At 45.5% G+C, this 15,070-nt stretch carries 15 protein-coding genes; all 15 read right to left on the reverse strand.

What is annotated here, in order from left to right; translation table 11 throughout:
- Nucleotides 1-210: 210 nt before the first annotated feature.
- Nucleotides 211-408, reverse strand: a complete 198-nt coding sequence (locus RYL88_RS06640; protein WP_314989963.1) for a hypothetical protein — start codon at nucleotides 406-408, stop codon at nucleotides 211-213.
- A 374-nt stretch (nucleotides 409-782) separates the two neighbouring features.
- Nucleotides 783-1,193 carry a Fur family transcriptional regulator gene (locus tag RYL88_RS06645; protein ID WP_295144245.1) on the reverse strand — a complete coding sequence of 137 codons (411 nt, stop codon included), beginning with the start codon at nucleotides 1,191-1,193 and terminating at the stop codon, nucleotides 783-785.
- A 321-nt stretch (nucleotides 1,194-1,514) separates the two neighbouring features.
- Nucleotides 1,515-1,676: a hypothetical protein gene (locus tag RYL88_RS06650; RefSeq protein WP_314989966.1), complete on the reverse strand. Its 162-nt coding sequence runs from the start codon at nucleotides 1,674-1,676 to the stop codon at nucleotides 1,515-1,517.
- A gap of 62 nt (nucleotides 1,677-1,738) precedes the next feature.
- Complete coding sequence (dxs, locus tag RYL88_RS06655) at nucleotides 1,739-3,580, reverse strand: 1-deoxy-D-xylulose-5-phosphate synthase (protein WP_314989984.1); 1,842 nt, start codon at nucleotides 3,578-3,580, stop codon at nucleotides 1,739-1,741.
- Nucleotides 3,580-4,368 carry a flagellar assembly protein FliH gene (gene fliH, locus RYL88_RS06660; RefSeq protein WP_314989968.1) on the reverse strand — a complete coding sequence of 263 codons (789 nt, stop codon included), beginning with the start codon at nucleotides 4,366-4,368 and terminating at the stop codon, nucleotides 3,580-3,582. Before fliH ends, dxs begins: the two co-directional genes overlap by 1 nt.
- On the reverse strand, nucleotides 4,365-5,399 hold the full coding sequence (gene fliG, locus RYL88_RS06665; protein WP_295144237.1) for a flagellar motor switch protein FliG: 1,035 nt from the start codon (nucleotides 5,397-5,399) through the stop codon (nucleotides 4,365-4,367). The genes fliH and fliG overlap by 4 nt, the downstream gene beginning before the upstream one ends.
- Nucleotides 5,399-7,093, reverse strand: coding sequence for a flagellar basal-body MS-ring/collar protein FliF (fliF, locus tag RYL88_RS06670; RefSeq protein WP_314390916.1), 1,695 nt, complete (start codon nucleotides 7,091-7,093; stop codon nucleotides 5,399-5,401). The genes fliG and fliF overlap by 1 nt, the downstream gene beginning before the upstream one ends.
- On the reverse strand, nucleotides 7,094-8,194 hold the full coding sequence (gene hisC / locus RYL88_RS06675) for a histidinol-phosphate transaminase (RefSeq protein ID WP_314989970.1): 1,101 nt from the start codon (nucleotides 8,192-8,194) through the stop codon (nucleotides 7,094-7,096). It abuts the gene before it with no gap.
- 1 nt (nucleotide 8,195) lies between these two features.
- Nucleotides 8,196-9,272 (reverse strand): prephenate dehydratase, encoded by a 1,077-nt coding sequence (gene pheA / locus RYL88_RS06680; RefSeq protein WP_314989972.1) that lies wholly within the window; start codon nucleotides 9,270-9,272, stop codon nucleotides 8,196-8,198.
- A gap of 9 nt (nucleotides 9,273-9,281) precedes the next feature.
- Nucleotides 9,282-10,523, reverse strand: coding sequence for a diaminopimelate decarboxylase (lysA, locus tag RYL88_RS06685; RefSeq protein ID WP_314989974.1), 1,242 nt, complete (start codon nucleotides 10,521-10,523; stop codon nucleotides 9,282-9,284).
- A 55-nt stretch (nucleotides 10,524-10,578) separates the two neighbouring features.
- Nucleotides 10,579-11,640, reverse strand: a complete 1,062-nt coding sequence (locus RYL88_RS06690) for an LptF/LptG family permease (protein WP_295144820.1) — start codon at nucleotides 11,638-11,640, stop codon at nucleotides 10,579-10,581.
- On the reverse strand, nucleotides 11,637-12,050 hold the full coding sequence (locus RYL88_RS06695) for a hypothetical protein (protein WP_314989976.1): 414 nt from the start codon (nucleotides 12,048-12,050) through the stop codon (nucleotides 11,637-11,639). The genes RYL88_RS06690 and RYL88_RS06695 overlap by 4 nt, the downstream gene beginning before the upstream one ends.
- Complete coding sequence (gene pth / locus RYL88_RS06700) at nucleotides 12,047-12,607, reverse strand: aminoacyl-tRNA hydrolase (protein WP_314989978.1); 561 nt, start codon at nucleotides 12,605-12,607, stop codon at nucleotides 12,047-12,049. Before pth ends, RYL88_RS06695 begins: the two co-directional genes overlap by 4 nt.
- A gap of 8 nt (nucleotides 12,608-12,615) precedes the next feature.
- Nucleotides 12,616-13,152 (reverse strand): 50S ribosomal protein L25/general stress protein Ctc, encoded by a 537-nt coding sequence (locus RYL88_RS06705; RefSeq protein WP_314989980.1) that lies wholly within the window; start codon nucleotides 13,150-13,152, stop codon nucleotides 12,616-12,618.
- Nucleotides 13,153-13,210: 58 nt separating this feature from the next.
- The coding region (locus tag RYL88_RS06710) for a PilT/PilU family type 4a pilus ATPase (RefSeq protein WP_314989982.1) at nucleotides 13,211-15,070 on the reverse strand (1,860 nt) is incomplete at its 5' end.

The following is a 15,070-nucleotide window of genomic DNA, read 5'->3' on the forward strand; positions in this document are numbered from 1 at the left end:
CTTTAGAGTTACGAGCATAGCGCAGTAAAAATCCACTCACGATACTTCGCCTTATCGTTTTACGCTCAAATTTGAAGTCAAATTTGGCTAAATTTGTAAATTTCGGCTTCAAATTTTACTCGCCCAAATTCGCGTCATGAAAATGTAAATTTAAAACGCGCGGTAAATAAAACGCAAAAACACGCAAAAGCTCGCGGGCAAAAATGCGCGCTAGTCGTATCTTTTACCTTTAGAGCCGCACGCCTTGCCGCTACCGCAGTCTTTTTGTCTAAACTCTTTCGCATACACGAAATACCCAGCCCCGACTGCTAGCACGATCAAAATCGCCGCGTCAAATTTATAAGATAACTTAAAAGAAACAAGACAAAAAGATAAAAGACCTCTGTTTTTGTTTTTAAATTTACGCACTTAGCTAGTCTGATATGGGGCCTATCAAAATTTAATCCTATGCGCCGTTTACGTTTAACGATAGTTAAATTTATGCCTTTACCGAAAAAACGTCATCAAAATGAGCGGCAAGCTAAGATGTAAGCTATGTTTTTATAAGTAGCAAGCAAGACAAAGTAGGATTTAGATATTATAACGGCAAAGATACAAAAAACAAATAAGGCGCTTACAAAGCGATATCTCTACAAAAAAAACTCTAACGTACTTTACTAAAATAGATAAGGTAGGCTCCGCTTAGGTTTCATTGAGCCGATTTAAACCCAAAACGTCGCTAAAATAGAGCCAAAAACGAGCCAAATCCGCAAAGCCCTAAAAAATCCAAAAACTAGCCGAAACTATCTGCGGCAGTTTTTACAGTCCTTGACGGTCGCTAGCACGTTCATCTTTTCGATTAGATTGCCTAATTTTCTCTCCAAATTTTCCTTATACGCATCCAGCGCCTCGCAAAAATCATAGTCCTCTACGCTCCCGCAGCTCTCGCAAACCACGTGTATATGAGGATGGCTAAAGATATCGTAACGCGCCTTTTGATTTGGCATATTGACCTCGACGACTAGTCCCTCGTCTTTGAGCATATTTAGGTTTTTATATACCGTCGCTAGCGATACGGATGGATTTTCTGCGCAAATCTCTTCGTATAGCTCATCGATCGTAGGATGAGAGTGGCGATCGAGGATTTTTAGTACGCTGAGGCGTTGCGGGGTGGCTTTAAGGCCGCGATTTTTAAGAAGTTCCATATAGTTCATCGTTTTTCCTGGTATTTTTTCCTAAATATACAAAAAAATTATTTAAAACTTCTTTATAGTTGGTAATATAAATTATTATCTGCTAAAATTTATGTTAAATAGAAGCAAAAATAGCTCAAATTTGATCTAGGCGATATTTTTGTCTTTGATTAAAATCCGCATTACGTTTTGGTATTTTTGCTTAAATTTGGCGGTATTTGAGCTAAATTTAGCAAACCAAAGGCGCGATTTATAAACCCGCTTAAGTCTCTTTAGCGTAAAAGGTCGCAGCAAGTAAAACCAGCACAAATCAAAATTTACAAAGCAAGCCGCAGTATAAATTTAACCCAAAATCCGCAGCAAAACCAGTCCGATAAAAAGATAAATGAAGATAAAAACAAGTAAAGTATACCTAGCGCGCGCAAATTTGCCTGTGACGCTTAAGGCATGGTAAATCAAAGCAAGAGCGGCAAGCCCCAGCATAAAAAGATTTGTTTCGCTCAAGTTTTTCGCCTTTTTCGTCCGAATGCACTCGCTAAAACGCGCAAAAACGTTTCAGCTCAAATTTAATCCGCCATTTCGGATAAAATTTTCTCGCAAATGCTTGCCGCGTCGATACCAAGAGCCTTTTCAACGTCGGCCGTAGCGCCGTGCGGGATAAACGCGTCGTCAAACTCAAAGCTAACGATGCGGACGTCAAAAATGCGCCGCTCCTGCAAAAACGCGGCCAAAATCTCGCCTACGCCGCCTTTTTTTGCGGTATCGGAAAAGACGTACCAAATTTTATGCTTGCACGCGAGCTCTTGCAAAAGTTCGCCGTCAAGCGGCTTAACAAACACTAGATCAACGAGGCTCGGGTCAAATTTGCCGTTCGTTTTTTCGAGCAAAATTTTGCGCGCGGCATTTGCCTTGCCCGCGGCGTTACCGTAAGCGATAAAGGCCGCTTCGCCGCTGCCTTCGGCTAAAACTTCGCCCTTGCCGAGCTTTAGCTCTCGCGCCTCAAATTCGCCCTGCGACAGCGCAAAAGCTCCGCGCGGATAGCGAAAAGCGCAAGGCCCTTCGTGAGCGTAGGCGTAATGCATCGCAAATCTAAAGCTATCGGCGCAGCGAGGCGCGAAAATCGTCAAATTCGGGATCAAATTTAGATAGCTCACGTCAAACGCGCCCTGATGCGTTTCGCCGTCCTCGCCGACGATGCCAGCGCGGTCCATCGCAAAAACGACGTTTAGATTCATGATCGCGCAGTCGTGCACGACCTGGTCAAACGCCCGCTGCAAAAATGTCGAATAAATCGCGATAAACGGCTTAAAGCCCTCCTTGGCCATCGCTGCCATAGAGGCCACGGCGTGCTGCTCGGCGATCGCGACATCCCAAAACCTATCCGGAAATCTCTCCATCAAAGCGTCTATGCCCGTGCCAGTAGGCATCGCGGCGGTAACTCCGACGATATTTTTATGCTCGCTAGCTAGCTGGATCAAATTTTCCGCAAAGAGCGCAGTGGCCGATTTGGCGGCTGATTTTTTTATGGCTTCGCCGCTTTGCAAATCAAACGGGCTTACGCCGTGCCAGCTGGCCAGATGCCCCTCGGCCTTTTCGTAGCCCTTGCCTTTTAGCGTCTGCGCGTGCACGACGACGGGCTTTTTCATCCCTTTTGCGACGCTAAGAGCCTCAATAAGCGCCCTCACGTCGTGGCCGTTTACGGGACCGATGTACTCGAGCCCCAGCTCCTCGAAAAACATCCCGGGCGTAAAGATCCTGATACCCTCCTCCATCCTGCGCGCCATATACGCGGCGCCATCCGGCATATAGCTCAAAAATTTCTCTACGCGGCTTTTAAACTTCTGATACAGCGGCCCTGCCATCATCTGCGACAGGTAGTTGCTAAAGGCGCCGATGGGCTTGCTGATGCTCATTTCGTTGTCGTTTAGGACGACTACGCAAGGATTTTTGACATCGCCCAGCTCGTTTAGCGCCTCGTACGCGATGCCCGCACTCATCGAGCCGTCGCCGATGAGGGCCACGGGGATACGATCCTCGCCCTTTAGCTTGATCGCCTTTGATGCGCCGACTGCTAGCGAGATCGAGGTGGAGCTGTGGCCGGCGATAAAGTAGTCGTATCTGCTCTCGGAAGGCTTGGTATAGCCGCTGATACCGCCGAATTTTCTAAGCGTGCCAAATTTATCCCAGCGTCCGGTGATTAGCTTGTGCGCGTAGCTTTGGTGGCTGACGTCAAATATAAACGGATCTTTTGCAGCGTCGAAAACATAGTGCATCGCGACGATTAGCTCGACTGCGCCGATGTTTGAGCTAAGATGCCCGCCGTTTGCGCTGACGGTTTGTAAAATTTTATCACGGAGCTTTCCGCAAAGCGCTTCGAGTTCCTCCATGTTCATAGATTTTACGTCTATCATTGTCCTATTATCTTTTTGATTTTTTCTAGTCTGGCTTCGATCGTGCCCTCGAGGTTGCCCGCGTCGCTAAGCACGATCGCTCCGCCTGCGCTAATGGCTTCGTCGGCGGAGATTTTGACGTTTTGACCGGAGAAATTTTCTTTGATAAACTCGTAATCTTTCGGATTTACTTTAACCTGCACCTCTTTGGCGTCTTTTATCTCGCTAAAAAGCTCTTTACATATTGCTGCGGCGATGTTTGCCGAATTTAGAGAAATCTCTTTTTTCACGACCTCTTTTGCGATCTCGATAGCAGTAGTCGGTAGCTGCGCTTCGCTAGATGCGATGAGGCTTTCAAATTTAGCCGCCTGCTCCTCCAGCTTATTTATCGAGCCAAGATACCTGCTCTCAAGCGCCTTTAGTTCTTCGTTAAATTTAGCCGCCGCTTCCTCTGCGCCCTGCCTTATGCCGTCCTCTTTAGCGCGCTGGATCTCGCTTTCTAGGCGTTTAGCAAATTCGTTTTCTTGATTTTCGATTTGCATTTGCAGCTTTATCATATTGCCGCTCATCTCGTCGGTGCGTTTTAACAGCTCCTCGATAAAGCTTGATTCGGGCTTAAAATGCGCGCCTTGCTCTTTTGCGTCGTTTAAATTTGAACTATCTTGCTCGCCGGCGTCAGATTTTTGATCCTCGGAGTCCTGCGCACGAGCCGGGTCTTGCTTTTTTTCTTGACCCAGCACCTTAAATCTGTAATTTTCTATAAAATGCTCTTTGGCTTTTTCGCTTGATATTAAACTACTTTTCATTCTATCATCTCATCGCTTTCGCCTATTTGGAACGCTCCGCTCTCGGCTAGAGCCTGAACCTGCTCTACTATGCGGCGCTGAGCATCCTCGACGTCTTTTACACGCACCGCGCCCAAAAACTGCATCTCTTCTTTAAACGAATCGCTGGCGCGCTGTGACATACTTGAGAGAAATTTCTCTTTAAGCGCGTCGCCGCTGCCTTTTAGAGCGATCATAAGGTCTTTTTTATCTACGTTTTTGAGTATCTCGCGGATAGCTGCTTGGTTGAGGGTATTGATATCCTCAAAGGTAAACATAAGCTCTTTGATCGTCGTAGCGAGCTTCTCATCGACGTCTTCGATGTATTCGATCGTAGATTTAGACGCCTTTTGACCGAGGCGGTTTAACACCTCGGCGACAGCTCTTGGACCGCCGACTTCGACCTTGTATGACGTTAGGCTCTCTAGCTTGCCCTCAAGCACGGTTGAAACGCGCTTGATGATAGATGGGCTGATGTCGCCTAAATTCGCCATCCTAACTACAACCTCGCTCCTAAGCTCATCAGGGAAAAATGACAACGTCTCGGCTGCGCTGGTTGAATCCATATGCGCCAAAATAAGCGCGATAGTCTGAGGATGCTCGGTAACGATAAAGTCGGCAAGCTGCTGAGGTTTAACCTTAGTAAGATAGCCGAAACTCTTTGAGTTTTCCATGCTTTTGGCGAGTTTGTCGAGGATCTTTTGCGCGGCTTCCGGACCGAAGGTACGGTATAAAATTTCCTTCGCATAATCAAGTCCGCCGCTTCTTATATATTGGTTTGACTGCATCAAGGCGTAAAATTCGTCCAAAACCGCCGAAGCCACAGCCTTATCGACGCTTCTTGCCGTAGCGATGTAGCGCGATATCTCGGTTATCACATCGACTTCCATGTGCGAGAAAAGCTGAGTCGTGGCATCCTCGCCGAGCTGTATGAGCAAGATAGCGACCTTTTCTGGCATCGACAGATCGTCATAAGTCATCTTTTGTTGTTCCGTGAGTTTAATAGAAGCCATCAAATATCCTTACGATTACTAAATTCGGCGTCGTTTTTTATCATATCTTGGAGTAGTACCGCGATCTCCTCGGCGCGCTCTTGAGCCACTAGCTTCATCTTTTCGAGCATCACGTCGTAGCGGAGCTCATCCTCGTTAAAGTCGCCTCCTACGCCCAGCTGTTCCTCGACCTTTTTCTTAGCGGCCTTAAATTTCTCCAGCGTATCCTCGCTATCGTCAAGCTCGACGATATCTGGCATCGGCTCCGGTTCTTCTTCTTTGACGTCCTCAAGCATCTTAGACATAAACGGCACGATAACTTTTTTGTAGAAAAAGTAGAGCAAAATCGCTACGAATATATATTTTAGCAGCGGCGCAAAAGGCAAGATATAAAGCTCAAAGAACGAATTTACCTTGCTAGCTGGAGTTTGTCCGTCAGGGCGCTGGAACTCGAAGTTACTAACAGTTACCTCATCGCCTCTATTTTGATCAAAGCCGATAGACTGGCGGATGAGAGCGTCAATTCGACTTAACTGCTTTTCATCAAGCGGGACGTAGACAATTTCTTTCGTAGGCTCGCCCTTTTCGTCTTTTTTATTTTCGTATTTTCCGTCTACTACGACTGCGGCGCTTAGGCGGTTTATCTTAGCAAACTGATCCTTGACGCGCTCGACCTTTTTTGAGATTTCGTAGTTCGTCGTGGATGAGCTTTTAGAGTAGAGTTCTTTCATTTTGCCGTCTTGCAAGCCTTCGACCGGGCCGATGTTGCTTACGGCTCCAGGCACGCCTTGTACTTCGGCTTCTTTGCTGCCTTGGCGCTTTTCTTCGACGTTTTGCTCGCTTCTAGCGACCGAATTTGGATCAAAGGTCTCGCTTTGGCTATCTTTTCTGGCAAAATCAAAATCTATAGTTACCTTAGCCACGACCTTGTCAGAACCGCCCACAATCGGCGATAGGACATTTATGATCTTTTCTTCTAGGCCTTGCTCGGCGTCGCGCTTATATTTTATTTGTTGGGTGATTTGATCGCTGTCGTATTCGCCGTCCTCTTCGCCCAGCGGAGCTCCGTCTTCGCTCACGATTTTTACCTGCTCGGGTTTTAAATTTGCTACCGCGGCGGCGACTAAATTTTTAATACCCGTAATTTGCTTTAAATTTAAGCTCTGTCCGTCTTTTAAATTTAAAACAATCGATGCGCTTGGCGGCGTAGCTCGCTCTGTAAAAAGCGTCTCTTTTGGTATCGCGATACGAACGATAGCTTTTTTAATAGGCGCTAAACTCTCGATCGTGCGCGCTAGTTCGCCCTCCAAAGCGCGCTGAAATTTAACCTTTTGTTCGGCATCCGTCGCGCCGAATTCTTGCTTGTCAAAAATCTCAAAACCGACTTTGCCGTCTTTTAAAATCCCAAGCGACGCCACCGAGATTCTCTCGCGGTAAACATCGGCATTTGGCACTAAAATAGTGCCTTCATTTAAAATTTTATATTTAACCTTATCTTTTTCAAGCTGCTGGATTATCAGCGCAGAGTCCGCTGCAGAGGTATTTTCAAAAAGAACGCTATATCCGTCGTAGTTTACGTTTGAGCTTTTGTAAATGCTTAAAAATACTAAAAATCCAACCACTAAAGCAACCGACCCCATAGCCACCAGCCGCTGTTTTAGCGAGAGATTTTGGTAAATTTGCCCGATTTGTTGAAATATTGCTTTAAAATCCATTTATTTTAAATTTTCCTCGATTTGTTTTAAAACTACGTCGTTTTGATTCGGCAATCCAATCGTTATGCGAATCGCATTTAATCCGTAGCCTTTTAGATCACGTAAAATTATACCTTTTTTTAACAGATTTTGAGCAAGCTCGCTTGAATTTTGGCGCTCGAATTCAAAAACGATAAAATTCGTAAAGCTAGGCAAACGCTTTATACCGTGGAGGTCGGCAAAATTTTCGTATTTTTTCATCTCCTTAAAATTCGTCTCAAGCGTCATTTTTACGAACTCTTCGTCTTTTAGCGCTTCTATGGCCGCTTTTAGGCTAAGCGTCGTTATATTAAACGGCGCCCTTAGTTTGCCTAGCTCGTTCATCACGCTTTGCTCGCCGAGGCCGTATCCTACGCGCATACCGCCTAGACCGTAAGCCTTAGAAAACGTGCCTAGATATATCGCGTTTGGAAATTTGGCTATGAGCTCACGAGGCTTTATCTCTTTTTTGGCGTCTTTAAATTTAGCAAACTCCTGATACGCGCCGTCGATAACCACGAGCGTATCGGCATCGATTTGCTCTAAAAATTTATAAATTTCCTCGGCGTCTAGGCAGCCCCCGAGGGGATTGTTCGGCACACACAAAAATATCACGCCGATTTCGTCTTTATTAGCCTTGTAAATTTGCAAAAACTCGCCTAGATCATGCTCTTTACTCTTTGTTTTAAAGACCTTCGCGCCCGCTGCTTTAGCATAAATTTCATACATAGCAAAAGTTATGCCCGCAGTCAAAATTCCCCTCTTTGCGTTTGCCTTTGCATGCACGGCAAATTCTATTATCTGATCGCTACCAGAGCCTATTACGATAGATTTTTCGCCGACGCCGAATTTGCTCGCTAGCGCGGCCTTTAGCTCAAAGTAGCTATCGTCGGGGTAGAGATGCATTTTATTTACTATCTCGCCGATCGCTTTTACTACCGCAGGGCTCGTGCCGTAGGGGTTTTCGTTGCTGGCTAGCTTGATGACGTCTTTTGCGTCGATGCCGTATTCGCGTACGACAAGCTCGATAGGTTTGCCCGCCTCGTAGCTTACTAAATTTGCCAAATTTTCGTTAAATTTCATCTCACTCCTCCCACGCGACGTAGCTTCCTAGCCACGCGATCTCGTGGCCGTAGCTTATCGCTTTTTGTATCGCTTTTTGGACGTTATCGTCGTCTATATGCCCATCAAAATCTATATAAAAATTCGCCTTAAATTCGCGCTGTTTTATCGGGCGGCTCTCTAGTTTGGTTATATTTATGCCCTCGTCTCTAAAGGCTAGCAACAACTCCACGAGCCCGCCGGGACGGTGATCGGTCTTTGCTAAGATAGATGTTTTATTTCTTTGCGCTCGCTCGTTTTTAAAATCGCTTAATATAAAAAATCTCGTGCGGTTTGCAGCATTATCCTCGATCGTCTCAAACAAGATCGGCACGCCGTAAAGCTTGGCTGCGATCTTAGAACAGATGGCGGCCGAATTTGGCTCGCTACCGGCTAGCTGCGCAGCCTGCGCGGTCGATTTTGCCGGGATAAACTCGACTGATGAAAGCATATGATCGTCTAAAAATTTGCGGCACTGATTGTAGCCTTGCGGGTGCGAGTAGATGCGTTTAATGTCTTTTAAATTTTCGCATTTGCTAGCAAAAATGTGGTGGATATCCATGTAAATTTCAGCCACGACCTTGACGCTATCAAACCGTCCGAGGCAGTCTAGCGTGGCGCCTACCGCACCTTCGGTGTTATTTTCTATCGGCACGACGCCGTATTTGGCCTCTTTGTGCTTTAGTTTCGTAAAAACCGCCTCGATGCTAGCTAGCGGCAGATACGCGCTCATAGCGCCGAAACGGCTCTCGGCGGCTTGGTGCGTGTAGGTGCCCTCAGGCCCTAGATAGGCGACTTTTTCAGGCATCTCAAGGTTTCTACTGACGGCGAAAATTTCAAGATAAATCGCCTCAATAGCAGCTTTGTTTAAAAATACAGAGTCCTGCCCCTCTAGGCGGTTTAGGATCGCTCTTTCGCGCTCGGGGCGGTAGATAGCGCTACCGCTGGTTTGCTTTAGCTCGCCGATCTTTCGCACGAAATTCATGCGTTCATTTAGGCGCTTTAGCACCTCGTCGTCGATCTTATCTATCTCGCTTCTAAGGTCGTTTATGTTTTGCATTTTCGCTCCCTAGCCTAGAAATTCGCGCTCCAGCGCCACTACGTCCTCAAAACTCTCGCGGCGCCTAATCAAAAAGTCCTTGCCGCCCTTTACCGCTACCTCCGCGGCACGTCCGCGAGTGTTGTAGTTGCTGCTCATCGCAAAGCCGTATGCGCCGGCTGATTTGACGACGACTAGATCGCCCGGGTTTAACGACGGTAAATTTCGGTCTTTTGCGAGAAAATCTCCGCTCTCGCAGATCGGCCCAACCACGTCGCAAGGGCTAAATTTGAGCTCGCGAAGCTGCTCGGTCTTACACTCGCAAAGAGTCTTGCTGCCGCTAATAGCGAAAATCTTATGCTTAGCTTGATAGAGGCTAGGACGGATAAGGTCGTTCATCGCGCCGTCCACGACGACAAAGCGCTTTTCTTTATTAAATTTCTCGTAAAGCACGCTAGTTAGAAAATATCCCGCGTTACCTACGATAAAGCGCCCCGGCTCGCAAACTACCGTGACGTCCAGTCCGATTAAATTTGCCAAAATGCCCTGCGCGTATTCGTATAGATCAGGCTCGCTCTCGTCGCCGTAAACGATGCCTATGCCGCCGCCGACGTCAAAAAATTTGATGTCGATTTGCGCCGCTTTTAGCTCGCGAGCCAAATTTGCCACGATCTTTGCCGCTTCGATAACAGGCTTGATGTCGGTTAGCTGCGAGCCGATATGGCTATGGATGCCTACGGGCTCGAGATGCGGCGAGTTTTTAGCGTGTAAATACATTTTTTTAGCCGTTTGCAGATCTACGCCGAATTTATTTTCGTTTAGTCCGGTCGAGATGTAGGGGTGAGTTTTAGCGTCGATGTCGGGATTTACGCGGATGCTGATACGAGCGGTCTTTCCGAGCTGTTTTGCGATCGCTTCCAGGCGGTTCATCTCGGCCTCGCTTTCTAAGTTTATCATCAAAATTTCGTTTTCTAGCACAAATTTGAGTTCATCGTCGCGCTTACCCACGCCGCTTAGGATGATCTGGTAGTTTTTAGCCCCCGATAGCAGTGCACGCTTAACTTCGCCTACGCTCACGCAGTCAAATCCGGCTCCAAGCCCGGCTAAAAATTTCAAAACGCTTAAATTTGAGTTTGCCTTAACGGCGTAGCATACGAGAGATTTTCTAGCGTGAAAGGCGTTTTTTAGCGCTTCGTAGCGGTGCGCCATATAGTCAAAATCGTAAACGTAAAGAGGAGTGCCGTATTTTTGTGCCAAATTCGTAAAATCCATAACTAGCCTTGTTTAAAAATAGTTAGATTTTACAGAAATTTTGCCTAAATCTCTCTTAACGACTTTTAAAATGTAGATAAAAAGCGTACGCGCCGAGTAAAATAATCGGTAAAAGCACGCCGATCTCTGGCGAGACGACGCCGTTTCTGGCAAACCTCATCATCACAAAAAGCGCGCCCCAGACGCAAAGCGAGGCTATCGTAAAGATAAAGCTTTTTAAGGCGAGGTTAAAAAAACGTCCCGTAACCGGCAAAAAATAGTAAATAATAAGCACCATAAAAGGCGCAAAAAAAGGCGCGAAAGCAAGGTTATAAAGTGTTGTTTTGGTCGAATTTAGCCCGATACCCTCATCCTTAAACGCCAAAATATAATCCACCGCATCAGAAATCGTGATCGCCGAATTCTCCGCCGACGCGCTTTCTATCGTTTTTGGTTTAAAGCCTTCAAGCGTTTTTAATCCGCTTGGCGTTTTAATATCGAGTCCTTTTTCGCCCAGTTTGATATTTTGCGGTAAATTTACGATTTTCGCCTCTTTTAAAAGCCACGCGTCATCTACGAACCTAGCGCTACGTCCAAACGTCGCAGCGCGCAAATCGCTACCGTTTACGTCAAATATCCGAACGTCTTTAGCTTCGCCGCTAATCGGACTGAGGCTATCGATATAGATAAATTTGCCCTCGAATTTTAAGAAAATATCCGAGCTCGTACGCGATAAATGCGAGAGTTTAACGATGTTTCTGGCGTACTCGTAAGAGTAGGCAAACGGCGTAAAATTTAATCCGACGTAAATAAACGTGATGGCAAGCGCGATATAAAAAGGCGGCTTTATTAGGCGATTTTTGTCGATACCTAGCGCGTAAAAGCTAACTAGCTCGTTACTGCGGATCATGCTAAATTTGCTAGTTATCAGCGCAAAAATGAGCGCGAGCGGCAAGACGTAGTTTACGGCCGTAAGCGAGGTAAGTCCGAAATAAAGCAGCTTTAGGTTCGCACTTGCGGGCATATCTTTTAGGTTGGTTAGGATGTCGATACCGACGTAAAAAAGCGTGAGCGCGATAAACAAGATCGCGAAGTATTTAAAATAAAGCCAGCCGACGTAACGCGCGTAAAGGTTCATTTAAGCTCTTTTAGATCAAATTTTGCGCATGATGGAAGGCATACGAAAGCGGCGCTACCGAAAATACCGCAAACTTGCCCTGCAAGTTTATTATTTGAGCTATGCTGCAAATATGCATCCTTTGCCGCCGTAATGACGCTCAAATTTACCGCTTTTTGGCTAGACTGGAAATAGGCTTGTTTTATACTCTTAAAAAATCCGAATTTAAATTTTCGTCTGAGCGTTTTTTTCGTAAATTTTATAAATTTGCAGGTAAAGTTTTTATACAAATTTATAAAATTTACGGTAAGGAAGATTAGGCGTAAGACTTTAAATTTGGACTCTAAATTTAATCGATTTTTGAACGCTTTAAAAAGCCGCAAAATTTGAGAAAAAGTAAAAGTCGCAAATGCTAAATTTAACCCTCTCACAAAATGCCTTTTTTTGTCGAGAATTTTTGCGAAACGGCATCGATGTCGGTTTTTATTAGCTCATTTAGCGCGTTTTCGCAGTAGTCCAAAATTTTTTCCAACCCCTCTTTTTCATCTACGTTAAATTCGCCAAGCACGTGGCTAGTTACCGCACTTTCGCCCTTGTACGCGCTTCTGCCGATACCGATACGTACGCGCTCGTAGTCTGCGCCCATTAGCGCATCGATTGATTTTAGCCCGTTATGTCCGCCGTTTCCGCCGCCTTTTTTAAATTTGACGACGCCGAAATTTAGATCAAGGTCGTCATGAATAACGATAATGCGCTCGGGTTTGTAAAAATCAGCAACGGCTTTTACGCTTCGTCCGCTTAAATTCATAAAGGTCGTCGGTTTTAGAAAAAGTAAATTTTGAAATTTAAACAGCTCGCCTTGAAATTTAGCTGAGCTTACGTCGGTGAAATTTGAATTTTTGAGTCTATCTATCAGCATAAAGCCGACATTGTGTCTTGTTTTGGAGTACTCGGGACCGGGATTCCCCAGTCCGACTATGAGTATCAAGGCTAGCCTTATTTAGCTTTTATTACGCCTAGAACCGCTACGCGGTCGGCATCGATCATAGTGACGCCCGCAGGAACGGCTATATCGCGCACCAACACGGTATTGTCTATATCAAGACCGCTAACGTCTATGTCAAATGAATTAGGCAAATTTTCAGCCGTGCATTTTACGGCTAAGCGCCTTTTTGAGATGATCAAAACGCCTTTATTTTTTAGACCGACCGGGGTTCCGTAAGGCTTAACCGGGATCATATATTTTGAGACGATGCCTGGAAGCGCAACCTTTAGATCAACGTGTTTTAGCGCATTTGTCACAGGGTCTTTTTGGTATTCGACTACTACGACTTTTAAGGTTTTTCCGCCTACTTTTACGTCAAACGCAAGGCTCTCTTTTTTGCGAACCTCTTTTATAAAATCGTTGATTTTAAAAGCGGCTTGCACATTCTCTAATCCCTTGCCGTAAATGTTGGCGATTAGATAACCATCTCTTCTCAAGGCTTTTGACGCCTTTTTACCGATACTCTCTCTAACGATACCTTCTAACATCGTTTTCCTTTCGTTAAAAATAGAGACAGATAATATCCAAATTTATATAAATTTCGCCTTACTTGATATCTTTAAGCGCGATAATCTCGCTTTGAAACTCTTTTAAAAGCTCGTCGTCCTCTTCAATGGAGGCAACCATAGCTCGCTTTTTAGCAAGGTCTGCGCTTTTGATTTTTATATCGAGATTTTCCCTTCTGCTCGCGCTTCTTAGCGCTTCTTCTTTCGTGATAACGCCCGCAGTATACATGTCTAGCAAATGCTGCTCAAAGGTCTGCATTCCATAGGTGTTTTTACTTTGCTCTATCGCATCGTAAATTTCACTATCTCTATCCTCAAGAATCATATCCCTTACCCTGATATTTTTTACCATTATTTCGCAGGCGACGCGGCGTTTGCCGGCCGTAGTTAGGACCAGACGCTGAGAGATGATAGCCTCGGAAACCGATGCGAAAGTCATTCTTATGCGGTTTTGCTCCTCTTTTGGAAACATATTTATGACGCGGCCTATAGTTTCTTTGGCATCAAGCGTATGAAGCGTCGCAAGCACTAAGTGGCCGGTTTCTGCGGCATTTATCGCGGTTCTAACGGTCTCTAGGTCTCTCATCTCGCCTACGAATATGACGTCCGGGTCTTCGCGCATAGATGCCCTTAACGCATCGGCAAAGCTATCGACGTCTTGTCCGATAGCGCGTTGGTTAATAACGCTTCTATCGTCATTATATATAAACTCGATCGGGTCTTCGATAGTGACGATATGATAGTTTTTCGTATGATTTAGATAGTTTATCATGCTAGCTAGCGTCGTAGTTTTGCCACTTCCGGTCGGACCGGTTACTAGGATGATGCCTCTATTTACCTTATCGCAAAGTTTCTCGATAATAGGCGGCAGCAAAAGCTCGGACATCGTAGGAATCCTAGTCGGAATCGTTCTAAAAACGAAAGATACGCCGTCCATCTGCAAAAAAACGTTTGCGCGGAAGCGAAAATCATCATTTAGCTTGTACGTAAAATCTACGTTCTTTTTTTTCATGAGATTATAATAATTCGTTCCCAAAATTTCTTTAGCCAACAGTACGGCTCTATCGTAGTCTAAAACCCTATCGCCCATCTTTACGATCTCGCCGTTAAATCTACCTCGTACTACTTTACCCGATTTTACGTGCAGGTCGCTTCCGCCGCCCTCGATTAGCTTTAGCAGATACTCATCAAGCTTATTTTTTATCTCGGCTCTTTCTTCGCTGTCGTCCTCAGCCGCCGTCGCCGCGCCTATGCCAAATCCTTGCGGCGCAAAGGGCTCTGCGACATCTGCGACAAGATCGGCTAAAAGCGCGGCTCTATCTCCTCGCGCCGGCTTGGCAGGCTCGTTTTTAGGGCTTAAATTTAACCTGGCTACGCTTCTAGCATCTAAATTTTGCTCATCTAGTCGCTCTTTCGTTTGTTTTAGATTTATCTCTTGTGCTGCCGCTTGAGGCTTGCTTTCATGCATCTTTTCCAATTTTTCCTCGTTTTTAATAATAAATTTTGGCGCCGAATTTTCTTTATCGTCGCTTTTCTCGCTTTTTTCTTGCATTAAGCTTGGCGTTTGCAAATTTAGCTCTTCTGCGCTTTTTTCGTCTGCTTGAGTCGCTTGTTCTAAATTTTTACTAAATTTGGGCTCTTCACTCAAAATCGCATCATCATTCGCTTCGTCTTCATCTTCGCTAGGCTCGTAAGGAACGTAATCTAAAATATCTATCGCCGGTTTTAATTCTACGTCAAGCTCGGCCTCTTTAAGGCAAGGCAAATCCTCATCTTTTACCTCCGGCACGTCTTTGTGGACTTCGTCGATTATTTTCGCGCCATTTTCGCTAGCTAGATCGGCTCTAGCCTGCAACAAAGGCAAGTCCGAATTTAGCGCTGTCTCGTCGTTAAATTTAAT

This window comes from uncultured Campylobacter sp., from assembly GCF_963517995.1.
In the GTDB taxonomy this organism is placed as follows: domain Bacteria; phylum Campylobacterota; class Campylobacteria; order Campylobacterales; family Campylobacteraceae; genus Campylobacter_A.

Excerpts from the sequence above, each read along its gene's own strand:
- RYL88_RS06645 (WP_295144245.1), bottom strand. The coding sequence starts at position 1,193 with ATGAACTATATGGAACTTCTTAAAAATCGCGGCCTTAAAGCCACCCCG.
- fliH (WP_314989968.1), bottom strand. The coding sequence starts at position 4,368 with ATGAAAAGTAGTTTAATATCAAGCGAAAAAGCCAAAGAGCATTTTATA.
- fliG (WP_295144237.1), bottom strand. The coding sequence starts at position 5,399 with ATGGCTTCTATTAAACTCACGGAACAACAAAAGATGACTTATGACGAT.
- fliF (WP_314390916.1), bottom strand. The coding sequence starts at position 7,093 with ATGGATTTTAAAGCAATATTTCAACAAATCGGGCAAATTTACCAAAAT.
- hisC (WP_314989970.1), bottom strand. The coding sequence starts at position 8,194 with ATGAAATTTAACGAAAATTTGGCAAATTTAGTAAGCTACGAGGCGGGC.
- pheA (WP_314989972.1), bottom strand. The coding sequence starts at position 9,272 with ATGCAAAACATAAACGACCTTAGAAGCGAGATAGATAAGATCGACGAC.
- lysA (WP_314989974.1), bottom strand. The coding sequence starts at position 10,523 with ATGGATTTTACGAATTTGGCACAAAAATACGGCACTCCTCTTTACGTT.
- RYL88_RS06690 (WP_295144820.1), bottom strand. The coding sequence starts at position 11,640 with ATGAACCTTTACGCGCGTTACGTCGGCTGGCTTTATTTTAAATACTTC.
- RYL88_RS06705 (WP_314989980.1), bottom strand. The coding sequence starts at position 13,152 with ATGTTAGAAGGTATCGTTAGAGAGAGTATCGGTAAAAAGGCGTCAAAA.